Below are 26,333 nucleotides of genomic sequence, written 5' to 3' on the forward strand. Positions count from 1 at the left end.
TATTTACAGCCAATGTTATTTACGATTTAACGATTTACGATGTACTATTGAAATTACTTTAATCCTCAATTCTCCATTATTTTAGTAAGTACGGTGGATTAGTGGAAGTCTGCAAATCGCTTTCTTTGGTGGCGATGTATTCCTCGATGCGCGATTGGCGGCTCCGCTCCATCAATTCCGAACTGCGTGTCAGGGCATCGTACTTGATGTCTATCAGCTCTTTTTTAAGATTGTCTATCTCTATCAGTTGCAGTTGGCATTCGTAACGGTTGTTGATGTAAATAATGATAAGCACCATGATAAGGAACAACAATCCGGCTTGGCGGCGGAAGAAGTCTGTGGCCAGAATGTCGCCTCCGATGATGTTCTTCAGTGAGGTGCGTTTTTTCACCTTTTCCGTATTCTTTTCTTCTTGCTTCTTTTCCATTGCTAGTCACTAATCATTCATTACTCTTTCTGCAATTCTCAGCTTGGCGCTGCGCGAACGCGGATTGCGCTCTATCTCTTCCTCGTCCGGTACAATCACTTTGTTGTTGACTAGCCGGAACGGGGTCAATACGTTCCCGAAAAAATCTTTTTCGGCCTTGCCTTCCACGTTGCCGGTTTTCATGATATTCTTCACCATACGGTCTTCCAGGGAGTGATAGGTTATCACCACCAGGCGGCCTCCCGGCTTTAGCGCTTCTGTTGCCGCATACAGCATTTCTTTCAGTGCTTCCATTTCCTGGTTTACCTCAATGCGCAATGCCTGGAATACTTTTGCCAGTTCTTTCTTCTCGCGTTCGCGGCCGAAGAGTGGTTTGACGATTTCCAGAAATTCGCCGATGGTGGCAATTCTCTGCGTAGCCCGTGCCTTAACGATGACAGATGCCAGTTTCCGGCTGTTCTTCAGCTCGCCGTACAGATAAAAAATATCGGCCAGCTTTTCTTCTTCGTAGGTATTCACGATGTCGGCAGCGGTTAGGCCGGCACGCTTGTTCATACGCATATCCAGTGCCCCGTCGAAGCGGAAGGAGAATCCCCGTTCGCTGTCATCAAAGTGATGGGAAGATACGCCGAGGTCGGCAAGTATGGCATCCACTTTTTCGATGCCGTGATAGCGTAGGAAGTTGTGCAGGTAGCGGAAGTTGCTGCGTACGAATGTAAAATGCGGGTTGTTCACAATGTTACGTTCCGCATCCTCGTCCTGGTCGAAGCTCAGCAGCCGGCCGCCGTCTTCCAGGCGGGACAGTATCTCGCGCGAATGTCCTCCTCCACCAAACGTTACGTCTACATACGTGCCGTCCGGACGGATGTTCATTGCATCTACGCTCGGCATCAGCAATACGGGGATGTGATATGTTGTTTCTTCTTTCATCATCTGTTGTTTATAGCTTATTTTCGTCACAACAAATATTTTCGTCTCCCAGCAGTTCTTCAAGAGCCTCGCTGAACTCGTCGGGGTTCATGAATGGTTGGTCGGCACGTTCCTTAGCCCAGATTTCTATTGTGTTGTCCACACCAATGAAGCGGACATCACTTTGTATACCCGCCATTTGCAGGTAACGTTTTGGGAGCAGGATGCGTCCGTTCCCGTCAGGGGTCATGACTTCCGCGTCACTTACGAACTGGCGGAAAATCATTTGTTGTTTGGCGTTCCATTTATTCAGCCGGCAGCGAAGTTGGTTTTGAGTGGCAAACCATACACTTTCCGGGTAGAGCACCAGGCAATCCTGATACACGTCCTTACGCAACACGAGTCTTTCTTCAGAAGCGGCTTGCAGCTGTTTCCGGAAGGTGGCCGGGATGAAAACTCTTCCTTTTGCATCCGCCTTAGCCTCGATATTACCTAAAAATTGTATCATTTCTCACCTTATTATAATAAGCGACGGTAAAAATACACATTTCCCCACAATTCCCCACAATCTTTTAACTAAAATCTTAGGAAGAAGTTTTCAACACCTTGTTGATAGCTTATTCATTTGATAATGAAGCTGCTTTTGAAACGCTTTGCTGGTGGGGGATTCGTGTAGTCTCTTTTGAAAAGATTCGGTTGAGGATGACGGTCTTTGGTTTGAAAGTCGCTTGTTGGTGGAATGGTGTCTTGGGTGGGAAACTTCTTTCCCAGCTTTGCGGATATCTAAACCAAGACTTGGTTTCTCTATCCCCAGGCTTGGTTTGGAAAAACCAAAGTTTGGGATAAAGCTCTTTCTTAACTCTTTCTTGTTTTAGTATTAACTTCTGAAACTTTTTTTGTTAACTTCCCGTCTATTTTGTGAACGTTACTACTTACCGGAAGATGATGGGAGGGAGGAGTGATAATATTCCCCCTGGAGTGGTTGATTATTACATTCATCCACAGAATCCAGGGGGATAAATGTTTTTTTACTGTATGCTGTTCAGCAAGTCTAGCTTGCCCTCGTTCACCAGTTTTAGAATGAGTTCGCCAAACAATGTGTTTTGCCATGCAAACCAGGCGCGGGTGAACTTGGCGGGATTGTCTTTGTGGAAAGACTCGTGCATAAAGCCGGTTCCGGCTTCTGTATCCATCAACATCTTCACGCAAGTTTTAATCTCTTCATCGTTCTGGCTTGTGAAGGCTTTCATCATGATGCTCATCGGCCAAATCATGTCGTAGCCGATGTGCGGACCTCCAATGCCTTCGCCTGCCGTACCTTTGAAGAAGTATGGGTTATCCTCGCTCCATACGAAACGACGGGTGTTCTGGTAAATAGGATCGTTGATGTCCACATCGCCCAGATAGGGCAGTGCGATAAGGCTCGGTACATTGGCGTCGTCCATCAGAAGGTGGTTGCCGAAACCGTCTACCTCGAAGGCATAGATGGTGCCGTATTTGGGATGGTTGTAGGTAGCGTATTTTCGTAGGGCGGTTTCTACTTCTCCGGCCAGGTCGGTACATTCTTTTGCAAGCTCCGGGCGGTTATTGACTTCAGTCAGAATCTCGGCTGCCTTACGCAGCGAAGATACGGCGAAGAAGTTGGAGGGTATCAGGAATTGGAAGGTGGTGGCGTCATCGGAAGGGCGGAAAGAAGATGCAATCAGTCCGACCGGTTTCACCGGATTGCCCCAGCCGTCGTTGGTCATCGTGTCCAGTGCGCGTTCAGTTACCCGCTGGAAATGGTAGGAACCGCGTCCGTCACGGCGCTGTTGGTCGCGGAAGGTGGTCAGGATGTTTTGGATTGCTTTTATCCACTCGGCATCGAAGATGCTTGTATCACCGGTCGTTTTCCAGTAATGGTAGGCAAGGCGTAGCGGATAACACAGTGAATCGATTTCCCATTTACGCTCGTGCACCTCGTCGTTCATGTCGGTAAGGTCGGTTTTCCAGTGTCCGTCGGGGATGGGGCCGTCGTTGAAGGCGTTGGCAAACGGGTCTACATTAATCAGCTTGAATTGGCGGTTGATGACTCCTGCAAGCATCGTCTTCAGTTCCTTGTCTTCATTGGCCAGCTGTACGTAGGGCCACACCTGCGCACCTGAGTCGCGGAGCCACATGGCATGGATATCTCCGGTGTAGACAAATGTGTCGGGCTTCCCGTCTTTCTTGTCCTTGCGGAAATGGACGGTGGTGTCCAGCGTGTTGGGAAAGCAGTTAGTGAACATCCATGACAGCTTCTGATTTTTCAGCAGCTGCTGTATCCGTTGAATTTGTTCTTCTACGGCTTTGGAACGGAACAGTCGTTTTGATTCTACCGGTCGGTTGTCTTTCTTGATAGCGTCGGAGGCGCATACGTGGTTACTCATGGCCGGCTGTACGGCAAAAACGGCAGGAGTAGCCATTGTCATTGCTGCAAATGTGCAGGCTGTAATGATTGTCTGTTTCTTCATGTTGTTTATTAATTACTCGGTTTTTCTTTAGGTATCTTGGTTTGTGTCCCATGATTGCCCAAAGATAAGCATATTTACTTTTTTATCCGGCCAATTAATAAACAATTCTTAGGTTGCCGTATTCTCTTATCTGAAATCTTTCAGTTCCTGTTGCAGTTTCTGGCGGGTAAAGAAGATGCGGCTCTTTACTGTTCCAAGTGGGAGGTTCAGCTTTTCTGCGATTTCACGGTACTTGAAACCGGAGACATGCATGGAGAAAGGTATCTTGTACTCACGTGGCAAGGCATTGACAATGCGGTGCATTTCCTTCAGGTCGTAGGCGCCTTCTGTGCTGTCGAGTGTGAGGTCGTGCGGCGTGTTCAGATGATAGAGATTGTCTGTGGTATCTACAAATGTCTGGTCACGTACCACTTTACGGTAATTGTTGATGAAAATATTACGCATGATGGTATATATCCATCCTTTAAAGTTGGTATCAGGTGTGTACTTCTCTTCATTGTCCAGAGCTTTCAGGGATGTCTCTTGAAGCAGGTCGTTGGCCTCTTCGCGGTCGGAGGTTAATTTATATGCAAAGCGTAATAAGTCGTTTTGAACTCCGAGTAGGTCTTGGGTAAATGTTCTATTATTCATAATGGATGTTTTTTAAATTATTGTTCGTTTTATTGATGATGCAAAGCTACGGATGATTTCTCTTTTTGATAGACGGAAATCAAACTCTCTTTGGGGTAAAATCTAACAATTGGCAGTTTTCGGGTGGCTTTGGTTAGCTTTCAGTGCCTCGGATAGGTGGAAAAGTGGGATGTAGCCAGAGATTGCTATCCTGATTTTTGTAAATAATATTGTCGCAAAGCGTAACGGCTTGAATGAGTTTGTGTACGAAATACAAGGGGCGAGACCATGAAAGGCAGACGCGGGATTGTCCCGGCCTGCCTTTTTCTCTTTTGATACAACTAAAATCTGTACTCTTCTTAATTTATGGAAATCACTGGTTTTATATGCTGAGTGCTTAAACAAAATCCTTCAAGTCTTGTTGTAGTTTTTGGCGGGTGAAGTAAATGCGGCTCTTTACCGTGCCTAAGGGCAACCCTAGCTTCTCTGCAATTTCGCGGTATTTGAAGCCGGAGACATGCATGGAGAAGGGAATCTTGTACTCCCGTGGAAGGGCGTTGACAATGCGGTGCATCTCTTTCAGGTCATATGCGCTTTCTGTGCTTTCAAAAGCGGCGTCGCGCGGCAGGTTCAGGTGATAGAGATTGTCCGTGGTATCCACGAAAGTCTGGTCACGCACCACTTTGCGGTAATTGTTGATGAAGATATTGCGCATGATGGTGTATATCCATCCTTTGAAATTAGTATCGGGCGTATACTTCTCTTCGTTATCCAGAGCTTTCAGGGATGTTTCCTGCAAGAGGTCGTTGGCTTCTTCACGGTCGGAAGTAAGTTTGTATGCAAAACGCAATAAATCGTCTTGAACTCCGAGCAGGTCTTTTTTAAATGTTATATTGTTCATATGTGCTATGTTTTTTTTCGTTAATCTTGATATTGCAAGTTTACGGAAGTTTTCTCTTTCAGGCAGACGGATTTCAAACACACTTTAGGGGAAAAACTATCAATTGACAGTTTTTAGGTGCTATTTGATAGATTTCGGGTGCAGTTTTCTGTCATTTTTTTGCGATTAATTAAAAAGATGAGTTAATTTTGCGCATTCATTTCATCAAAAGAAGAATGGCTGACGACTCTTTATTTTTGATTGACATAGACAAGATACTTCGGGAAAAGGCTCCGAAGCAGTCTAAGTATATCCCCAAGTTCGTGGTTTCTTATTTGAAGCATATCGTTCATCAAGAGGAATTGAATGTCTTTTTGCGGGAGTCGAAAGATAAAGTCGGTGTGGATTTTCTGAAAGCTTGTCTGGAGTTCCTTGATGCCAATATTGTGGTAAAGGGGGAGGAGAATCTGCCTAAAGAAGGGCTTTATACTTTTGTATCCAACCATCCCCTGGGTGGGCAGGACGGAGTGGCGTTGGGTTATGTCCTGGGCTCCTTTTATGGCGGCAAGGTGAAATATATGGTCAACGACCTGCTGATGAACCTGCACGGACTGGCGCCGCTTTGCATCCCCATCAACAAGACGGGAAAGCAGGCCAAAGACTTCCCGAGAATGGTGGAGGCGGGATTTGCTTCGGACAATCAGCTCATCATGTTTCCCGCAGGGCTTTGTTCGCGTAGGCAAAATGGGGTCATCCGTGACTTGGATTGGAAAAAGACCTTTATCGTGAAGAGTGTCGAAGCCCACCGGGATGTAGTTCCCATCCACTTCGAGGGGCGGAATTCCAACTTCTTTTATAATCTTGCCAATCTTTGTAAGATATTGGGTATCAAGTTCAATATCGCCATGCTTTACCTGGCAGATGAAATGCTGAAGAATCGTCATAAAACATTTACCATCACCATAGGGAAGCCTATCCCCTGGCAAACTTTCGACAAATCGAAAAGCCCGGCCGGATGGGCGCAATATGTGAAGGATATTGTATATAAATTGTAGAGAGACCGTATTTATATTAAAGAAGAACTACTAACAGAAAAATATGGAAGATGTTATTGCACCGATAAGCAAGGAGCTGTTGAAAGCGGAGTTGACTGAGGAAAAGCGTCTGCGCATGACCAATAGAAGTCATAATCAGATATATATCATTACTGCCCAAGACTCTCCGAATACCATGAAGGAGATCGGCCGTTTGCGCGAGATTGCATTCCGTGCTGCGGGAGGAGGAACGGGCAAGTCTATGGATATTGATGAATATGACATCATGGACAACCCGTACAAGCAGTTGATTGTCTGGAATCCGGAAGCAGAAGAAATTTTGGGTGGATACCGTTATATCTTAGGTACGGATGTGCGTTTTGATGAACATGGTGCCCCTATTCTGGCAACTGCCCATATGTTTAACTTTTCGGATAAATTTTTGAAGGACTATCTTCCTACGACCATCGAGTTAGGACGTTCGTTCGTTACGTTGGAGTATCAGTCTACGCGTGCTGACAGCAAGGGGCTGTTCGCGTTGGATAATCTGTGGGATGGTTTGGGCGCACTGACCGTAGTCATGCCCAATGTGAAGTATTTCTTCGGAAAGGTGACTATGTATCCCAGCTATCATCGTCAGAGCCGTGATAAGATTCTTTATTTCCTTCGGAAACATTTTGCGGATAAGGACAACCTGATTACTCCGATGAAACCGTTGCTTCTGGAGTCGGACGAGAATGAATTGGATGCTCTATTCTGTAAAGACTCTTTTAAGGAAGACTATAAGATTTTGAATTGTGAAATCCGTAAGGCGGGGTACAATATTCCCCCGTTGGTGAATGCCTATATGAGTCTTAGCCCTACCATGCGTATGTTCGGTACAGCCATCAATTACGGTTTCGGAGATGTGGAGGAAACGGGTATCCTGATTGCCGTGGACGAGATTCTGGCAGAAAAGCGCATCCGCCACATCGAGTCGTTCATAGCGAGCGAACCGGAGTCGTGCAAGCTTACGTCGGGAGCAAATAAGGTTGTGTCATAGGACTATCCGGAAGAATGCTTGTCGTCTGTTATACCGCTGGCAAGCTATTCCCGTTTATTTTCCTGTATAAATCAAGTGCAAATACATCCGTCATTCCGGAGATGTAATCCAATACCGCCTGTATTCTTTCATAGAGTGCAGGCGCTTTTATGTTGTACTGGCCCGATACGCGATTGATGAGCAGTTGCGAATATGCCTTTTCCGGAGAACGCACGGCGTCAATCATCAGTTCGAGCAGGGTACTGATGATGCGGAAACCGGCAAGTTCAATGTCCAGCACGTCGCGTGAGCGGTAAATCTTCTTCAGGGAGATGTCTGCACAGTGCTTGTAGGCATTGGCTGGTACTTCGGATATATGGTTGATGAGGCTTCCTTCAAATTCTCCTTTCAGAATCTTTTCTTCATTGTCTACAAAGGCTTGCACGCACTCGCCGATAAGCAGTCCGATAACGCTGGAACGCAGATAGGCTATTTGCTCGTTGGTGTCGCTTACTATCTCCATGGTTTTGAGTCGGTGTGCTTGGCGCTCTTTCGAGAAATAAGAGAGAAGTAACTCTTTGGTTTCTTGTGTAGTCAGAATTTTCAGTTTATGGGCATCCTCGATATCCATCATCTGGTAGCAGATGTCATCGGCGGCTTCCACCAGGTAGACCAGCGGGTGGCGGGCATATTTCAACGGGGCATTGTTCTGCTTCTCCATACCCAGTTCTTCTGCTATGCGGCGAAAACTTTCTTCCTCTGTAATGAAGAAACCAAATTTTGACTTCTTGCCTGCGAGACTCGATGAAAAGGGATATTTCACGATGCTTGCCAGGGTGGAGTAGGTGAGTACAAATCCTCCCTGCCGCCTTCCCTCAAACTGGTGGGTAAGCAGACGGAACGCATTTGCATTCCCTTCAAAGTGAGTAAGGTCCTCCCATTGGGCAGGTGTCAGTTGGCCCTTCAGGGACATTCCTTTTCCCTCGGAAAAAAAGGTGGAAATAGCTCGTTCTCCCGAATGTCCGAAAGGAGGATTTCCCAAGTCGTGTGCCAGGCAGGCGGCGGAAACGATGGAGCCTATTTCGGTGAGGTAGCTGCCTTGCAGTTCCGGGTGGCGGGCAATGAGAACTTTCGATACATCGTTGCCTAATGAGCGGCCTACGCATGATACTTCCAAGCTGTGTGTCAATCGGTTGTGGACGAATACACTACCGGGAAGAGGGAATACCTGGGTTTTGTTCTGCAGACGGCGGAAGGGGGCAGAGAAGACAAGGCGGTCATAGTCACGTTGGAATTCCGAGCGGTTTTCATGGCGTTCCTGGTGAAACTCTTCCAGTCCGAAGCGTTTGGCAGATATGAGCGTATTCCAATTCATCATGATGTTATTTGAGATTTGACGATTTACTATTTACGATTGAAGTTACTATTATTTAACTGCAAATGTATCACTATTTTGTATAAAAAGCCGTATTTTCGCCCAAGTTTATAGTAAAAGGAAGATGAATTGCGAAACTTGAATTACTCGAATTGTAAGAATAGAAGTAGCCCCAATCGTAAATAGTAAATCGTCAAATCGTAAATAACATCATGTTGAACGTACAAATCATCAATAAATCAAAGCATCCGCTTCCGGCTTATGCCACTGAGCTGTCTGCAGGAATGGATATCCGTGCAAACCTTAATGAACCTATTTCGCTGGCTCCGATGCAGCGGTGTCTGGTGCCTACTGGCCTTTATATCGCTCTTCCTGAAGGATTTGAGGCGCAAGTGCGTCCGCGTAGCGGATTGGCCATTAAGAAGGGGATTACCGTGCTGAACTCCCCTGGAACGATTGATGCCGATTACCGTGGTGAGGTTTGTATTATTCTCGTCAACCTTTCTGCAGAAACCTTCGTCATCGAAGATGGGGAGAGGATTGCACAAATGGTGATAGCGCGTCACGAACAAGCTCTTTGGCAGGAAGTGGAAGTGCTGGATGAGACGGAGCGCGGTGCCGGTGGCTTCGGGCATACGGGTAAAAAATGAATGGATATTGTTCCGTTTTACGGGTTAAGAATTTATAATTAAATAGATGAGAATCAGAGTAAAAATAATACTTGCGTTGTTGATAGGTACCTTCTGCTTTACTACGTACGGAGTGCAGGCTGCCAATGTTCAAGCTTCTAAGGAGAAAATGAGCGGGTACGGTCGGTCTGAAAAGGCACGGAAGGAATTGAAGAAACGGAAGAAGTCGAAGAAAGCCGACGTTTCGCCCGTAAAGGAGCTTACCCCCGAACAGCAGCGCCGTTACGACTACTTCTTTCTTGAAGCCGCCCGTCTGAAAGTCCAGAAAGACTATGATGCGGCTTTCGATGTCCTGCAACATTGCCTGACGATAAACCCGAACGCATCATCGGCTTTGTATGAGATGGCCCAGTATTATATGTACCTCAAGCAGGTGCCGTTGGGACAAGCCGCGTTGGAAAAGGCGGTGGAGAATGCTCCCGATAATTACTGGTATGCCCAGGGGCTTGCCAATCTGTATATGCAGCAAAACGAAACGGAGAAAGCCGCTGCCTTGTTGGAAAATATGGCGGTACGTTTCTCGGATAAGCTGGACCCGCTATACAACTTGCTGGAGATTTACAACCGCCAGGAAGAGTATGACAAAGTTATCGGTATACTGAACAAGCTCGAGGAACGGATGGGCAAGAATGAACAGCTCAGTATGGAGAAGTTCCGCATCTATCTGCAAAAGAAGGACGACAAGAGCGCCTTTCATGAAATAGAAAGTCTGGTAGAAGAGTATCCCAACGATATGCGCTATCAGGTTGTGCTGGGGGATGTCTATATGCAGAACGGGAAAAAGCAGGAAGCTTATGAGATTTACAAGAAGGTGCTGGCCGAAGAGCCGGACAATGCAATGGCCATGTACTCATTGGCTTCTTACTACGAAGAGACCGGACAGAAGGAGCTGTATGAACAGCAATTGGACACGCTGTTGCTGAACAAGAAAGTGGCTTCGGACACCAAACTGAATGTGATGCGGCAGTTCATCGTGCAGAACGAGCAGGCAGGCAAGGACAGCACACGTGTCATTACGCTCTTCAACCGTATCATGGAGCAGGAGCCCGATGAGGCGCAATTACCTTTGCTGTATGCCCAATATCTTCTTTCCAAAGGAATGAACAAGGAGGCAGGGCCGGTTCTGCGCCAGGTTCTGGCGATAGACCCTACCAACACAGCGGCTCGTATGACATTGCTGGGGGAAGCTGTGCGCCAGGAGGATTACAAGGAAATAATGAATTTGTGCGAAGCCGGTGTGGAGTCCAATCCCGATATGTTGGAGTTCTATTTCTATCTGGCCATTGCCTACAACCAGGCGGAACGGACGGATGATGCCCTTGCCATCTGTCAAAAGGCTTTGTCGCACGTCAAGGACGACAGCAAGAAGGAGGTCGTATCAGATTTTTATGCCATTATCGGTGATGCTTATCACACCAAGAATCTGCATGCGGAAGCTTATGCGGCTTATGATTCCGCTTTGGTGTACAATCCTTCAAACATCGGTGCCTTGAATAACTACGCATATTATCTTTCCGTGGAGCGCCGCGACTTGGACAAGGCGGAAGAGATGAGCTACAAGACAGTGAAAGCCGAGCCGAACAATTCCACCTATCTCGATACATATGCATGGATATTGTTTGTTAAAGGTAATTATGCCGAGGCGCGTCTCTACATAGATGAGGCGATAAAGAATGATAAAGATAGCAGTGACGTGGTCTTGGAACATTGCGGAGATATCTATTACATGACTGGCGATGCGGAAGGTGCCTTGAAATACTGGAAACAAGCCTGGGATAAGGGCAATCGCTCTGATACGTTGAAACAGAAAATACAAAAAAAGAAATATATATCAGATGAAACTAAACCTGCTGAATGATATGGCAAGGACGTGCCGCCTATTGTCCTTGCTGTTGTTGCTGGCTGTGGGGCTTGCCGGTTGCAAGACTTCGCGTCACTCAAGTTCTCTGTCCGGAGAATCTGCCTGCCTTTCCTCCAAAGTGCAGCTGACGGTACCCCATAAAGATGCCACCCTTACTGTGAACGGTACGATGAAGTTGAAGAAGGAAGAATGCATGCAGATTTCCTTTCTGATGCCGATACTTCGTACGGAGGTGGCACGTATGGAAGTCACCCCGGATGAGATTCTGTTGGTAGACCGTATGGGAAAACGTTATGTCCGTGCAACACGTAAGGAACTGAAGGATGTGCTGCCCAAGAAGGCGGATTTTGCCCATTTGGAGAAACTGCTTTATGCTGCTTCCAAACCCAATGGCAAGAAGGTGCTTACCGGCAAGGAACTCGGGATACCCTCTCTGGAAAAGGGAAAGATTGAACTTTCCAACTTCTCGGATAAGCCTTTTGCACTGACTCCTACCCAGCTCTCACAGAAATATAAAGAGGTGGAGCTGGAAGAACTGCTGGAAATGCTGATGGACCTTTGATTAGTTGATAATTGTCAGATAATCCCTCATAACTTATAACTCATAACTTATGAAGCTTCTCCTTCTCTTCTTTCTCCTCCTTTTGCCGGTTTCTCCGCTCCTTGCCCAGTCCAACAAGCTGATTAAGGAACTGGAAAGCAAGCGTGGTGCCTTGCAGAAACAGATAGCAGAGTCGGAAACGCTGTTGATAACCACCAAGAAGGATGTGGGAAGCCAGTTGAACGGTCTTGCTGCACTGACCGGACAGATAGAAGAGCGCAAACGCTATATTCTGACTATCAATAATGATGTGGAATCCATAGAGCGCGAGTTGTCTTCATTAGAACGTCAGTTGACCCGCCTGCAACGTGACCTAAGGGACAAGAAGAAGAAATACGAATCGTCCGTTCAATATTTGTATAAGAACCGCTCCATTGAAGAGAAGCTGATGTTCATTTTCTCTGCCAAGAGCCTGGCACAGACCTATCGACGCATGCGCTATGTACGTGAATATGCTACTTATCAGCGCCTGCAAGGCGAGGAAGTGTTGAAAAAGCAGGAGCAGGTGAACCGTAAGAAGACTGAGCTTCAGCAAGTGAAGGTTGCCAAGGAAGGATTGTTGAAAGAACGTGAAGAGGAGAAAGTCAAGCTGGAAGCGCAGGAGAAGGAACAAAAGTTGTTGGTAGCCAATCTGAAAAAGAAACAGCGGGGATTGCAGAACGAACTGAATAAGAAACGCCGTGAAGCCAATCAGCTCAATGCACGCATTGACCGTCTGATAGCGGAAGAAATAGAGAAAGCGCGTAAGCGTGCGGCAGAAGAAGCGCGCCGTGAGGCAGCCGCACGTAAAAAGGCTGGTGAGAAAACCGAAAAAACGGCAACTGCCTCTACGCCCGCAAAGCCGAAGGCACAGCCTTTGGAAACTTACTCCATGAGTAAGGCAGACCGTGAATTATCAGGGAACTTTGCTAATAATCGCGGTAAGTTGCCGATGCCCATCACCGGAGCGTATATCATTACCAGCCATTACGGCCAGTATTCTGTGGAAGGTTTGCGCAATGTCAAGCTGGACAATAAGGGCATTGATATACAAGGGAAACCGGGTGCCCAAGCCCGTGCTATCTTCAATGGTAAAGTGGCGGCTGTCTTTAAACTGAACGGACTGTTCAATATCCTTGTCCGTCACGGGAATTATATATCAGTCTATTGCAACTTGTCATCGGCCTCGGTGAAGCAGGGCGATGATGTTGCCACCAAACAGACTCTCGGACAAATCTTCTCGGATGGGGCCGACAATGGTCGTACGGTGCTACACTTCCAATTGAGGAAAGAGAAGGAAAAACTGAATCCGGAGCCGTGGCTGAACAGATAATGATAATTTAAATTTTTACTCCTTCCAGCAGCTCCAGATACATCCCTATCGCCTCCTCTATCTCCTTGACAAAGATAAATTCATCGGCAGTGTGTGAACGGGCACTTTTCCCCGGTCCCATCTTCAGAGAAGGGAATGGCATCAGTGCCTGGTCGGACAAGGTCGGTGAGCCGAAAGGAGTACGTTTCATGGCAATAGCCTTTTGCACTACCGGATGCTCCGGAGCTACGTGTGAAGAGCTTAGCCGGAAGGAGCGGGCTTTGGCTTCACACGTGATGTGTTTCTGTATTTCATCGAATAGCTCCTGATTGCTATAACACTCGTTGCTGCGAATGTCTACGACAAAAGTACAACGGTCGGGAATGACGTTATGCTGTGTACCGGCGTTTACCATGGTTACGCTCATCTTCACGGGACCCAGCAGGGAAGATTCTTTTGGGAAACGGTAATCACGAAACCAGGCAATATCATCCAATACCTTATATATAGCATTATCTCCCTCGTTTCGGGCAGCATGTCCCGATTTTCCGGTAGCAGTTACGTCCAGCACCATCAATCCTTTTTCTGCAATGGCAGGTTGCATCTCTGTCGGCTCGCCTACAATGGCAAACTGTATGGGAGGGAGTTCCGGCAATACGCATTCTATTCCCCCCTTGCCTGATACTTCCTCCTCACACGAGGCAAGATATATCAGATTGTAGGCCTGAGTGGTGCGGCACAATGTCAGGAATACTTGCAGCAGGCTGACTACACTGGCTCCGGCATCGTTGCTGCCCAGCCCGTAGAGCTTTCCATTACTTTCCAGCGTTGGTTTGAAAGGATCTTTCCGCCACCCGTTGACGGGTTTTACGGTGTCGATATGGGAATTCAGCAGCAAGGTCGGTTTCTTTAAGTCGAACATCGGGCTGAGGCACCATACATTGTTGCCTTTACGTCCTGTTGCCATGCCTTGCATTTCGATATAGTTCTGCAGATAATCTGCCGCCTTCTCCTCGTCGCGGCTCAAGGAAGGAATGGCTATCAGTGATTTGAGCAATCCGATTGCTTCGGAAGTTAAAGTCGGTATATCGTAAATCATATTCAGTAAATAAATAATCTGGCCGCAAACTTACGGATAAAAAATGAAAAGGACGCCAAACCGACGTCCTTTCTGTTTTTTCAATATTGTTTAGAAGAAGCAACTGAGTGATATCATCAAGTTGCGGTTTTTGTTGCCTGAATCTTTAATGTTCTCTACCAGTCCCCAGTCATAACCGATGGAAATCTGATATTTCTGACTGAATTCGACTCCGGCTTTTAATCCGAGACCGAAATCAAAACGCTTCATGGCATCATCCCCGAATACATTGGTGGAGTTATCATCAAACTCATATTCGTCAAGAATATCTCCTTCTGCCTTGGCTTTGCCAAAAAGACCGATGGCTAAATAAGGACCGGCATTGCCGAATATGGCAAAGTTCTCATTCACTGCATATTTATAGCCAATGTGTACAGGAATTTCCAGGTAGTAGGGATTGAACTTGATAGAAGCAGCAGAGCCTCCGTCTATTTTGGCTCCTTTCAGCGTAAGTAATGCACCCATATCGAGGTAGACTCCTTCTGAAATTTGAGGCAATCCTACTTCAGCCTTTACCCCAGCATGAAAGCCTATTTTACTGTCGAAACCGGTAATGGAGAAGTTACTGGAGTTCATGCCGACTGTTGCTCCCCATCTGAGGTTGTCTTGAGCATTGATGCTTGCTAAACCTATGGTCAGCATAGCCATTAAAAGCAATACTTTTTTCATGTTCATTGAATTTGATTTAGTTTGTATATCACCACAAATATATAGATATTTAATATATTTCTATTGTTTTAATGGTAAAGAAAGTATCTTTTGTGGATAATTTGCTAACGGATGGTCGGATACTTTAAAGGTAAAGTTTGAATAATTACCCGCTAATATCAAATTAGTTTCAAATGAAACCACTACCTTTGTACCGTATTTACCAATATCAAAAGTTATGACTTATCATCATTTATCTGTCCTGGTGCATCGCCAGGCAGAGAAGTATGGAGACAAAATAGCCCTGAAATACAGGGACTATGAAACTGCACAATGGATACCCATCTCTTGGAAAGAGTTCTCACAGACTGTACGCCGGACTGCCAATGCAATGGTGGCTTTGGGAATAGAGCCACAAGAGAATATCGGTATCTTCTCGCAGAATAAACCCGAATGTCTCTTTACTGATTTCGGTGCATTCGCCAACCGGGCGGTGACTATACCTTTGTATGCTACCAGCTCACCGGCCCAGGCACAGTATATCATCAACGATGCACAGATACGTTATCTGTTTGTAGGCGAGCAGTTCCAGTACGATGCCGCTTTCAGCGTGTTCGGATTTTGCCAGTCTCTGCAGCAGCTCATCATCTTCGACCGTGCTGTGGTGAAAGATCCGCGCGACATGACTTCCATCTATTTTGATGAATTTATGGCAATGGATGAAGAGTTGCAGCACAATGCCATTGTAGAAGAACGTACAGCAGCTGCCTCAGATGATGACCTCGCCAATATCCTTTATACTTCCGGTACTACCGGTGAGCCGAAAGGTGTCATGCTCCATCATTTCAATTATAGAGAGGCTTTCCGCATTCATGATATCCGATTGCCTTTCATGACAGACCGGGATGTTTCCATGAACTTCCTTCCGCTGACCCATGTATTCGAAAAGGCATGGACCTACCTTTGTATACACCGGGGGGTGCAGGTCTGCATCAATCTCCGTCCACAAGATATCCAAACTACTATTAAAGAGATACGCCCTACACTGATGTGCAGTGTACCCCGTTTTTGGGAGAAAGTCTATGCCGGTGTGCAGGAGAAGATTTCCCAGGAAACCGGTCTGCGTAAAGCGATGATGTTGGATGCCATCAAGGTGGGCAGGACGCATAACATTGATTATTTGCGCCAAGGAAAGACTCCTCCGATGATGCTTCATCTGAAATACAAGTTCTACGAAAAGACCATTTATGCTCTGCTGAAGAAGACGATAGGTATTGAGAACGGTAATTTCTTCCCTACGGCAGGTGCTGCTGTGCCCGATGAAATCTGCGAGTTTGTGCATTCTGTAGGTATAAACATGGTGGTGGGCTATGGTCTGACGGAATCTACGGCTACCGTTTCCTGCTTCCTCAACGAAGGCTATGAGATTGGTTCCGTAGGTACGGTGATGCCTGATGTGGAGGTGAAGATTGGCGAGAACAACGAGATACTTCTTCGTGGTAAGACTATCACTACCGGCTATTACAAGAAACCGGAGGCAACGGCTGCTGCCATCGACCGTGACGGTTGGTTCCACACGGGTGATGCCGGTTATTTGAAGGATAGCCATCTGTATCTGACGGAGCGTATCAAAGACTTGTTCAAGACCTCCAACGGAAAATACATTTCGCCGCAGGCATTGGAAACGAAGCTGGCTATTGACCGTTACATTGACCAGATTGCTGTCATTGCCGATGAGCGTAAGTTTGTTTCCGCTTTGATAGTTCCCGTTTATGGCTTTGTGAAGGATTATGCCAAGGAGAAAGGCATTGCATACAACAATATGGATGAGTTACTGCAACATTCCAAGATACAAGCGTTGTTCCGTGCCCGTATCGATACCTTGCAGCAACAGTTCGCCCATTACGAGCAAGTGAAGCGCTTCACGCTCCTGACCGAACCGTTCAGCATGGAGCGTGGCGAGCTGACGAACACGCTGAAGCTGAAACGCTCTGTAGTGGCAAAGAACTACAAGGGGCTGATTGACAAGATGTACGAGGAATAGATTTCCATTTGTTTGTTTTTGAACCGTCCGACTTGGAGTGAATTATTTTCATTCCGGGCCGGACGGTTTGTTTTATGTATGGACTTGCCCTTGGCAGATAGGACTCTCGAGTATGTGCACGTTAGTTAGGCTTAAAAAACAGCCTGGTAGATAAATGGGGATTTATCATTTCAAAACAGCTTCTTCAAAGATAAAGGGGAAGAACCGTCTGTCATCTGTCACGGGATTCAAGCACGTAGTCCGGAACGCTCCCCTTGTTCAGTCCGTCTTTCCCCGTTGCTTTATCCCTCAAACGCTTGGTGTCTGTCCCCGAAACAGCCTTTGTTCATTGTCGGCTCACTCGGGTGAACAAATCAGCTCACTATGGTGAACAACTCCATTCACTATAGTGAACGAGTCAGACCACTATAGTGAGCCGCTCAGAAACTCAAAGCCTCTATAAGACAAAGAAGCGGACACAACAAGAGAAAGAAGGGGACGAGACAAGAGAAAGCAAGGGAACGGGACAGACCGAACACCGGTGAGGGCAACATTAAGAAAATCGTATTAGTTTTTCCTTCTTCTTCCGAACCCGATTAACTTTTATTAGCAAAGAAACTTCTGTTTCTCGATAGGGTTGCGGTTCTCTACCCGGTTTTATATACGAAGCTTAAAAAGAAATCTGCAGAATAAGAGACATTTTAATAAGCTCGAGTATTAACCGTAACATTCTAATAGCCTATGTAGCATACAAAAAGAAACAAATGAGATTGACATTCAACCCTGCTTGTCAATCGGAAAGACAGACCCCATCAGAATCTGTTTATTAACTTAACACACATTTAATCTAATATTTATTTTCCGAAAAACAGCTTATGAAAAAAAGAATTATGCTGACCTTGGTTTGCCTGCTGGCAGCCATCGGTTGGGTAGCAGCCCAAAATTCCCCCATTACCGGTATCGTTATTTCAGCTGAGGACAATGAACCGATTATCGGAGCTTCCGTATTGGTAAAAGGAAGCACTACCGGAGCCGTAACGGATTTAGACGGCAAATTCACTATTACAGATGCGCCCGCAGGTGCGAAAATCCTGCAAGTGTCTTTCGTAGGTATGATAACACAAGAAGTTCCCATCACTCCGGGGACGATAAGAGTCACATTAAAGAATGATGCCAAGCTGCTGGATGAAGTGGTGGTAACGGCATTGGGTATCGCAAAGAAAGAAAAATCACTGACTTACTCTACTCAGGTAGTAAACGGTGATGAATTGGCACGCGTGAAAGACCCCAATATGATGAACGCATTGGCCGGTAAGACGGCAGGTGTGCAGATTAATAAGAGTTCTTCCGGTTTGGGAGGTTCTTCTAAAGTGATTATTCGTGGTAACCGTTCTGTAAGCGGAAGTAACCAGCCGTTGTATGTGATAGACGGTGTACCGTTCGGTTCATCTACCAACGAAAATACCTCAACTACTATCGGCGGAGACAACGACAGTGGTAACTACGACCGTGGCGACGGTATTTCCAATCTGAATCCCGATGATATTGAGAGCATGAACATATTGAAAGGCCCTGCCGCAGCTGCACTTTACGGTAGTTCGGCTGCCAATGGTGTGGTGATTATTACCACTAAGAAGGGCAAGGAAGGACGCGCCAGTATCAGTTTCAATACCAGCACCACTTTCGATATAGCTGCATACGGTATTCCCGAATTCCAGAATCACTATACGGGTGTGTCAACCAGTTGGGGCAGTGATATCAAAGGTAGTCCCGACTATACAGACGATTTCTTCAAAACAGGTGTCACTACTATCAACTCGCTCTCGTTGAGCATGGGTTCGCAAGCTATGCAAACTTACTTTTCCTATGCTAATACTTACGGCAAGGGCGTGGTGGAAGGTAATAGCTTGGTGAAGCATAATTTCAATTTTCGCGAAACTGCCAACTTCCTCAATAACAAACTGACTGTTGATGCCAATATCAATGCGATGTATCAAAGGGGGAACAACCGTACTACTTCGGGAGGTTATTACATGAATCCTTTGGTAGGTCTTTATCACTTCCCGCGTGGTGGTGTTGAAGGTGGAAAGGACTTTAACTACTACAAAGATAATTATCAGATTCTTAATGCCGGTCGTAACATAATGGACCAGAACTGGTATAAATCTCAAGGTACTGATATGGAGCAGAATCCCTATTGGTTGATTAATAAGGTTCCGAATGAGGATACCCGTTATCGTACATTGTTGAATCTGAGTGTGAAGTATAAGTTCAATGACCTGTTCAGTATACAGGCTCGTGGTAGTGCCGACTATGTTGTAGACAAGAACAATACACGTATGTATGCAGGTACCAGCCCGGTGTTGTGTGGTATGAATCCGGCTGGAACAGGAACTAACGGTCGTTACATCTACGGTGAATCAAGTAGCCTTTCTTCTTATGGGGATGTTTTGTTTACTTATCAACAGCAATTCACTAACTTCAGTGTCAATGCTTCGGTAGGTGCCAGCATCAACGATTATACAGGAAACGGTACAGGTTTCGATTCCTATCCGGGTATACTCTCTGTGCCCAACGTATTCACTATGCAGAACTGCTCCTTGAACAAGGGCTCATTGACCGATTGGAAAACCCATACTCAAAGCCAGAGTGTGTTCTTCACCGGTCAGGTAGGCTTCAAAGATCAGATTTATGTGGACGTGACAGCACGTAACGACTGGACTTCAACATTGGCATTTACCAAATACAAAAACAAAGGCTTTTTCTATCCGTCAGTAGGTGTGACATGGTTGCTGAACGAAACATTGAAATTACCTTCTTGGATTGATTTAGGTAAGATTCGCGGTGCATGGTCGAAGGTGGGTAACGGTTTGAATACTTATACTTCAAATCCTCTCAACTCCATTACAAAGAGTGGTAGCATCAATTTCAACAGTACAGCTCCGTTTGCAGAACTGAAACCGGAAATGACTACTTCCATTGAGTTTGGTACTGAGTGGCGCTTTTTCAATAGCCGCTTGGAGTTCGACTTCACTTATTATAAGACTAATACAAAGAATCAACTCTTTACGTTGGATGCTCCGTCAGGTTCACAATACGCCCGATATTACATCAATGCCGGTGATATTCAGAATACCGGTGTCGAAGTTATGTTGAATGGAACTCCTGTCATGACTAAGGATTTCCGCTGGAAAACCGGTGTTAACTTTGCAACCAATAAGAACGAAGCAAAGGCACTGGCTGGTGATGACTTTGGTTATTTTACATTTAGCGGTGGCGAAAGTAACAATGTATGGAGTCGTTTAGAAGTAGGTGGTTCGTTTGGTGACATTTACGGTACTACTTTTGTACGTGACGAAAAAGGCAATATTCAGTATGAACCTGCAAAAGAAGGACAAAAAGATAGTGATAGACTTCCATTGGTGGACAAGACAAATCCGGTGAAACTGGGTAATTCTACTCCTGATTTTAACTTGGGGTGGAGCAATACAATCACGTGGAAGGACTTCTCTCTTTACTTCTTGATTGATGGACGTTTTGGAGGTGAAGTGATGTCTTTGACGGAAGCCGACCTCGATCAGCAGGGAGTAAGCAAGGCAACGGGTGATGCTCGTGACCGTGGTTACGTGATGCTGGAAGGCCGTCAAATTACAGATGTGGAAGGCTTCTATAATCAGGTTGGTGGCCGTGCGGGTGTGACCGAGCATTATATGTACAGTGCTACCAACATACGTTTGCGCGAACTTTCCATTGGCTATAGTCTGCCTCAGGCTTGGTTGGCAAAGACTGGTGTCATTAAGAACGCACAGGTTTCACTTGTAGGCCGCAACCTGTTCTTCTTCAAGAACAATGCTCCATATGATCCTGATGGCATGCTTTCTACCAGCAACCGTCTGCAAGGAGTTGATGTGTTTGGTATGCCTACCAACCGTTCGATTGGGTTCAACTTGAAAGTTAATTTTTAAACAGTAGATATGATTATGAAAAATATATTTAGACTTACAGCTGTAGCGCTGCTGGCAGCTACCTTATTCTCGGCATGTACGGGAGCGTTCGAGGATATGAACACTAATCCGAAGGGAGTGAGCGATGAAGAACTAAAACAAGATAACAACTACATTGGTATGCACTTCATTCCCATGATGCAGTCTATCTATTATAATAAAAATGCAGGTGTCAATGTATGGGAATATCAGCTTATTCAAAATTTGAATGCCGATTTGTGGTCAGGCTATATCAGTACGGCTACTGCATTTGCCGGCAATGTAAGTAATGTGACCTATGCCATGAATGCAGGATGGAATGACAACTGTTGGGATTATGCTTATAGAAACGTAATGGTGGAAAGCTTGAAAATCACCAACAAGTGCAAAGACGATATGGAGACGTATGCCCATTTCGAGGCTATCAATACCATCTGCCGCGTAATAGCTATGTCGCGTCTTGCCGACCAATACGGATGTATTATCTATTCTCACTATGGCGAATCGGCTACTGGTGGTGAGTATGATTCAGGACAGGATGCTTATAAAAAATTCTTTGAAGAATTGAAAGAAGCTGCAGACGTGCTGCGTACTGCTAAAGAAAAGGATGTGGCTTCGTTTATGATGTTTGATTATGCCTATGGAGGTAACTTGAACAAATGGGCGCAGTTGTGTAACACCATTCGTTTGCGTTTGGCCATGCGTATTGTGAAGTATGATGCTGCTTGGGCAAAAAGTGAGGCGGAAGCTGCCATGAACGATAGTAATGGATTGATTGAAACCAATGATGCTAATTTCGGCATTGCAGGAAACGGTTATGTCAATCCGCTTTACGGTATTGCATTCAACTATGGAGATGGTGTTTTAGGCGCTAATATTCCTTCTATCTTGTCTGGTATGGGCGATGCGCGTCTTGATAAGTATGCTACACAGAACAGCAAGAGTGAATATTTTGGTATTCGTCTTGGTATTAAAGGACTGGAAGAAGAAGGGTTTTCGGATGCCTATAAGGCGATTGTAAGTCGACCCAACTTGACAGAAACCTCTCCTGCTATTTTGGCAACTGCTGCCGAAACCATTTTGTTGGAAGCCGAAGCTGCTTTGCGTGGTTGGGATGTAAATGGTAAGGGCACCGCTCAGAGCTTGTATGAAAAGGGTATACGGACATCGTTCGAACAATGGGGAGCCGCTGTGGGCGATTATTTAAGCAGTACGACTACTGCTGCAGCGTATGTAGACCCCGTTATTCCCGCTGCCAGCATTGAAGGCCAGAGCAAGGTGACTGCTAAATGGGACGAGTCTTTGAGTAACGAGGAAAAATTTGCTAAGATTGCCACACAACGCTGGATTGCTATTTATCCTGAAGGTATGAATGGCTGGGCTGAGATACGTCGCACTGGTTATCCCAAATTATTCCCGGTAATGGTGAACTACAGTCAAGGTGAGATTGATACAGATCTTGGCCCACGCCGTTTACCCTTCACCATCAATGAAAAAGGCAATAATCCTACCGGTTATGCCAAAGCCGTCGAAATGTTGGGCGGACCGGACAATGGCGGTACTCGCATCTTCTGGGATGTAGATAAACCGAACTTCTAATCCGCATTATTATCATAGAGATTAAGTGATGAGGACTTTTTGAAGCATGTTTTTTTAAGGGGAAGTATGAAAAACATATTTCATATTTCCCTTTATGTATTTTTTGTTTAATATAATAATTGATTATTATGAATTCAAAATATCTCGTGAATGGCTTGTTTATATTATGCTATTCTATGTTTTTAATGTTTATGAGCGCTTGTTATAATGAGTTGGAAACTGTTGACTTTGAAGAACAAGAAGAACAGCAAAGCGTTTCAATAGAAGATGGTATGTGTATAATCCAATCACTTGGATTCGATACTTTAGATGTGGTAGAGTTGAAGTCAGGTTATCTTATTCAAGGTGATATATACCTTGAAAAAAGTAAACTTGTCACTTATAGTCAACCACAAACAAGGCAGGCTTATCATACTACCGGTTTAATTGGTCACCCCAAACAAAGAGCAATTACCGTTGGTGTTGATAGCTCGATACCTGCATCAGGTGTGGATGATTGGCGAGATGAAATACAGGAAGCCATCAATCTGTGGAATCCTCTTAGTAACCTTAAAATGACTTATACTACAGCTGCCAATCCGGATATACTCATCCGTAGTGATGCTAGCGCTCCTTTACCGAACAATACTATTGCGGCAGGCTCTTGGCCTATGAATGGAAAACCAGGTTCCTCTATTTGGATAAATTTGGATTATGATTATAACAAAACCATTCCAAGACTTCAGAAGATATATAATATGGTACATGAGTTGGGACATTGCTTCGGACTAAGGCATACAAATTGGAAATCATTGGGTGAATCTGTGGCCAATGGTATTACTGGAACTTTTGATTCAGATCCCTATTCTGTGATGAATGGAGGAACTGCCGAATATCAATGGTCTGGGTTTAGTGAGGGAGATAAATCAGCGATAAGTTATTTGTATCCTCGATTTTTTGAAGGAGATTTTGTTAATTACCCAACAGAGGTAAAGCGCTTTGGAGTTGACGTGTATATGGTACGTGTTGTCGGCAATCACCCTATTCTGAAATATGAATGGGGGACTACAGGCATGTTTTTGCTTGCTTCCGAAGGAGATGCTGCTAAAGTTATTTTTGGTAGTCCTGTAACTTCTGAACTTAGGGCATATGTTACTACTGTATATGGAGAAACTTATTGTATTAGTAGAGAGTATGCCACTCAAACAACTATTCAAAGACTTGTTGAAAATTGAGATTAGGCATAGTTCCTCATATATTTGTACTAATTTTCTTCTCCTTTATGCTTTAATCACCTTATAACTTAATAATTATAATATGATGAAGAATGTAATAAAACTTATCTTTTTGCTTTTTGATTTAGTTATCGGTTGCTGCGTTTTGCTTCATGCCCAGGTAGATGAAAAGTTGAAAGCCGACATCGTCAGCACGGGCTACGTGCACAGTCCGTTACCGCTCGACGAGACAAAGGCTTTCGAAACATTCGGCTTGAAAAAGAAAGTGTTGGAAACCGTGATGCTGTGTGATATGGAGGATTTCTCCAAATGGTCGCATAAGGGCATCGGTAAGATTGGTTTGACTGACGAACGGAGCAAGTCCGGCAAGCACAGTCTGCGTCTGGAAGCTCCCGCCCATCCGGAGAAGATTCTTGGCTGGGGTTTGGGACGCGGCACTTGCATGGCCTCTTATGATATAGGAGGTGTGAACTGGGAAGGTTACAACCGCCTGAAGTTCTATATCTATCCCACGTGCGAAGGAGCACGCAGCATCTACCTCAACCTTTATGTGGAGAATGACGGAGAAATAAAAGTACCCGACATTTACGGTCGGGAAGGCTACCACGAAATCAATCTGAAAAATAACCAATGGAACGAATGCTTCGTCGAGATGTCCGGACTGGCGCGCGACAAGGTAACCAAGATTTCATTTGCCATCGAAGTGTTCGGCAAAGAACGTACTATGGGCGACTTCCTTCGCTTCGATGTAGATGCCGTGGAACTTCAGAAGGTGGAGAACCCGGAAACCGTGAAAGGCTGGATGCCTGCACAGAATCGCATCATCTTCTCTACTACCGGTTATAGTATAGAGAGCCCCAAAAGCGCCATTGTCAATGTGGAAAAGCACGGCGGACAGTTCCAGTTGAAGGATGCCGCTACGCAGGCCATTGTTTATACCGGTCCCGTTCGTAAGGAAAAGACCGGCCTGGGAGAGTTCGAGACAATAGACTTCTCGGACTTCAAGACACAAGGCCGTTACGTCATTCAGGTAGGGGATGTCACCACCTTGCCTTTCTATATCCATCAGGATGTGTGGGATGATTCTGCCTGGCGTATGGTGAACTTCCTGTTCTGCGAGCGTTGCGGTTATCCCGTTCCCGGAAAGCACGGGGCTTGTCATAATGACCTGCATGCCACTTACAACGGACATATCATTCATATAAACGGAGGATGGCACGATGCCGCCGATATGTCCCAACAGACCTTACAGACGGGAGAGATAGCCTATTCCTTGCTCTTGATGGCCGAACGTGCCAAAGAAAAAGGCAATATAGACTTGTACAACCGCCTGATGGAAGAGGCTTTGTGGGGAATGGACTATGTGATGAAGACCCGTCTGGGCGATGGCTACCGTGCACAGACATGGGGCACCAACCTATGGACCGACGGTAAGGTGGGCACCGACGATGATGCCGGTCGCCGCGAACTGCTTGTCCATAACGGAGCTTTGGAGAATTTCCTGCTTGCAGGAATTGAAGCGTATGCCTCCATGAGGATTGAAAATGACGAGTCGCTTAAGGGTAATCTGAAGAAGATTGCAAAGGAAGACTTCGGCTATGCCATGAAGCGCTTCAACGAACTTGGCTTTGCCGAGCTGATAAAGAAGGGTGGGGGACATGCCGCCATGGCATCCGAGAGCCAGTATCACGCCAACATCTCATGGGCGGCCAGCATGCTCTATAAGCTGACCGGCGAACAGCAGTATGCCGATGAGGCTGTAAAAGCCATCCGCTACACCTTGCAGTGCCAGCGCACCGAACCGTTGAAAGACAAAGACAAGACCTGCGGCTTCTTCTATCGCGATTTGGCAAAGAAGTCCATTGTACACTATACTCATCAGTCTCGCGATTATGCCTACATGGAAGCCCTTGCCGCCCTCTGCGAAACGCAGCCCCGTCATGCCGAGTATGAGCAGTGGATTCGTGCCATGAAACTCTATGGCGGTTATCTGAAGAACATCATGAAGTATGTATATCCTTATGGAATGGTGCCCAGCGGCATCTATCACAAGGATGAAGTGAAGGACTCCGTCAACTTCTACGCCGTCCAGGTAGGCATTCGCAGTGGTGCTGCGAAGGATTTCAAAGAACAGCTCGAGAACGGTATCCGTCTGGATAAGGAGCATTACTTGCGTATATTCCCCGTCTGGTTCTCGTTCAAAGGAAATATTGCCGTACATTTGTCTACCGGAAAAGCCGCAGCCATTTGCGCCAGAGTGTTGAAGGACAAGGAACTGAAAGACATTGCCGAACAGCAGCTCTTCTGGGTTGTAGGCAGGAATCCTTTCGGACAGTCCATGATTTATGGGGAGGGCAGCAACTATCCGCAGCTCTATACGGCACTGCCCGGAGAAACGGTAGGAGAGATACCCGTAGGTATGCAGTCTTATTTCAATGAAGATGCTCCCTACTGGCCGCAGTTCAATACGGCTACTTATAAGGAAGTCTGGGGCTCTTCGGCTGCCAGATGGCTGATGTTGGTTTCCGAATTCTAAAGC

Annotated in this window: 20 protein-coding genes; 11 read left to right on the forward strand and 9 right to left on the reverse strand. The window is 45.8% G+C overall.

The window, feature by feature from the left end:
- Window positions 1-76 precede the first annotated feature (76 nt).
- The 6 genes from DW947_RS12305 to DW947_RS12335 form a co-directional block, all read right to left on the reverse strand.
- Window positions 77-427 (reverse strand): FtsL-like putative cell division protein, encoded by a 351-nt coding sequence (locus DW947_RS12305; RefSeq protein WP_005830386.1) that lies wholly within the window; start codon window positions 425-427, stop codon window positions 77-79.
- 9 nt (window positions 428-436) lie between these two features.
- On the reverse strand, window positions 437-1,357 hold the full coding sequence (gene rsmH, locus DW947_RS12310) for a 16S rRNA (cytosine(1402)-N(4))-methyltransferase RsmH (protein ID WP_008662693.1): 921 nt from the start codon (window positions 1,355-1,357) through the stop codon (window positions 437-439).
- 10 nt (window positions 1,358-1,367) lie between these two features.
- A complete protein-coding gene (gene mraZ, locus DW947_RS12315; protein WP_005834563.1) occupies window positions 1,368-1,844 on the reverse strand; it encodes a division/cell wall cluster transcriptional repressor MraZ in 477 nt (158 codons plus the stop codon).
- Window positions 1,845-2,364: 520 nt separating this feature from the next.
- A complete protein-coding gene (locus DW947_RS12325; protein WP_085931532.1) occupies window positions 2,365-3,786 on the reverse strand; it encodes a glycoside hydrolase family 125 protein in 1,422 nt (473 codons plus the stop codon).
- 168 nt (window positions 3,787-3,954) lie between these two features.
- Window positions 3,955-4,458 carry an RNA polymerase sigma factor gene (locus tag DW947_RS12330; protein WP_005830374.1) on the reverse strand — a complete coding sequence of 168 codons (504 nt, stop codon included), beginning with the start codon at window positions 4,456-4,458 and terminating at the stop codon, window positions 3,955-3,957.
- A gap of 376 nt (window positions 4,459-4,834) precedes the next feature.
- Complete coding sequence (locus tag DW947_RS12335; protein ID WP_008662699.1) at window positions 4,835-5,338, reverse strand: RNA polymerase sigma factor; 504 nt, start codon at window positions 5,336-5,338, stop codon at window positions 4,835-4,837.
- A 215-nt stretch (window positions 5,339-5,553) separates the two neighbouring features.
- Between DW947_RS12335 and DW947_RS12340 the strand changes: the two genes are divergently transcribed.
- On the forward strand, window positions 5,554-6,372 hold the full coding sequence (locus DW947_RS12340; RefSeq protein ID WP_034523012.1) for a 1-acyl-sn-glycerol-3-phosphate acyltransferase: 819 nt from the start codon (window positions 5,554-5,556) through the stop codon (window positions 6,370-6,372).
- 43 nt (window positions 6,373-6,415) lie between these two features.
- Complete coding sequence (locus tag DW947_RS12345) at window positions 6,416-7,393, forward strand: GNAT family N-acetyltransferase (protein WP_008662703.1); 978 nt, start codon at window positions 6,416-6,418, stop codon at window positions 7,391-7,393.
- A 28-nt stretch (window positions 7,394-7,421) separates the two neighbouring features.
- Here DW947_RS12345 and DW947_RS12350 read toward each other — a convergent pair whose 3' ends face one another.
- Window positions 7,422-8,750: a deoxyguanosinetriphosphate triphosphohydrolase gene (locus tag DW947_RS12350; RefSeq protein ID WP_016272447.1), complete on the reverse strand. Its 1,329-nt coding sequence runs from the start codon at window positions 8,748-8,750 to the stop codon at window positions 7,422-7,424.
- A 212-nt stretch (window positions 8,751-8,962) separates the two neighbouring features.
- On the opposite strand from DW947_RS12350, the gene dut reads away from it, so the two are divergent.
- From dut to DW947_RS12370, 4 genes are read left to right on the forward strand one after another with little or no spacing between them, the layout of a single operon-like run.
- Window positions 8,963-9,397, forward strand: coding sequence for a dUTP diphosphatase (gene dut, locus DW947_RS12355; protein ID WP_025831605.1), 435 nt, complete (start codon window positions 8,963-8,965; stop codon window positions 9,395-9,397).
- Window positions 9,398-9,443: 46 nt separating this feature from the next.
- Window positions 9,444-11,294, forward strand: coding sequence for a tetratricopeptide repeat protein (locus DW947_RS12360; RefSeq protein WP_005830367.1), 1,851 nt, complete (start codon window positions 9,444-9,446; stop codon window positions 11,292-11,294).
- Window positions 11,272-11,859, forward strand: coding sequence for a DUF4292 domain-containing protein (locus tag DW947_RS12365; protein WP_005830366.1), 588 nt, complete (start codon window positions 11,272-11,274; stop codon window positions 11,857-11,859). Before DW947_RS12360 ends, DW947_RS12365 begins: the two co-directional genes overlap by 23 nt.
- Before the next feature lie 49 nt (window positions 11,860-11,908).
- Window positions 11,909-13,210 (forward strand): murein hydrolase activator EnvC family protein, encoded by a 1,302-nt coding sequence (locus DW947_RS12370; RefSeq protein ID WP_005830365.1) that lies wholly within the window; start codon window positions 11,909-11,911, stop codon window positions 13,208-13,210.
- A gap of 7 nt (window positions 13,211-13,217) precedes the next feature.
- On the opposite strand, the gene DW947_RS12375 is transcribed toward DW947_RS12370, so the two are convergent.
- Both DW947_RS12375 and DW947_RS12380 read right to left on the reverse strand, forming a co-directional pair.
- The gene (locus DW947_RS12375; RefSeq protein WP_005830364.1) at window positions 13,218-14,288 is read right to left on the reverse strand and encodes a M20 family metallo-hydrolase; all 1,071 of its coding nucleotides are present in this window, start codon (window positions 14,286-14,288) and stop codon (window positions 13,218-13,220) included.
- Window positions 14,289-14,378: 90 nt separating this feature from the next.
- Window positions 14,379-14,996 (reverse strand): porin family protein, encoded by a 618-nt coding sequence (locus DW947_RS12380; protein WP_005834577.1) that lies wholly within the window; start codon window positions 14,994-14,996, stop codon window positions 14,379-14,381.
- Window positions 14,997-15,213: 217 nt separating this feature from the next.
- Here DW947_RS12380 and DW947_RS12385 point away from each other — a divergent pair, with 217 nt between their 5' ends.
- The 5 genes from DW947_RS12385 to DW947_RS12405 all read left to right on the forward strand — a co-directional run bounded on the left by DW947_RS12385 (window position 15,214) and on the right by DW947_RS12405 (window position 26,330).
- Complete coding sequence (locus DW947_RS12385) at window positions 15,214-17,019, forward strand: AMP-dependent synthetase/ligase (RefSeq protein ID WP_119958541.1); 1,806 nt, start codon at window positions 15,214-15,216, stop codon at window positions 17,017-17,019.
- An 854-nt stretch (window positions 17,020-17,873) separates the two neighbouring features.
- A complete protein-coding gene (locus DW947_RS12390; RefSeq protein ID WP_005830357.1) occupies window positions 17,874-20,963 on the forward strand; it encodes a SusC/RagA family TonB-linked outer membrane protein in 3,090 nt (1,029 codons plus the stop codon).
- Window positions 20,964-20,978: 15 nt separating this feature from the next.
- The gene (locus DW947_RS12395) at window positions 20,979-22,580 is read left to right on the forward strand and encodes a SusD/RagB family nutrient-binding outer membrane lipoprotein (RefSeq protein WP_005834583.1); all 1,602 of its coding nucleotides are present in this window, start codon (window positions 20,979-20,981) and stop codon (window positions 22,578-22,580) included.
- A gap of 128 nt (window positions 22,581-22,708) precedes the next feature.
- A complete protein-coding gene (locus DW947_RS12400) occupies window positions 22,709-23,794 on the forward strand; it encodes a M57 family metalloprotease (protein WP_008662714.1) in 1,086 nt (361 codons plus the stop codon).
- A gap of 85 nt (window positions 23,795-23,879) precedes the next feature.
- Window positions 23,880-26,330 carry a glycoside hydrolase family 9 protein gene (locus DW947_RS12405; RefSeq protein WP_057258726.1) on the forward strand — a complete coding sequence of 817 codons (2,451 nt, stop codon included), beginning with the start codon at window positions 23,880-23,882 and terminating at the stop codon, window positions 26,328-26,330.
- Window positions 26,331-26,333 lie beyond the last annotated feature (3 nt).

This window comes from Bacteroides sp. AM44-19, from assembly GCF_003603395.1.
Lineage (GTDB): Bacteria > Bacteroidota > Bacteroidia > Bacteroidales > Bacteroidaceae > Bacteroides > Bacteroides uniformis.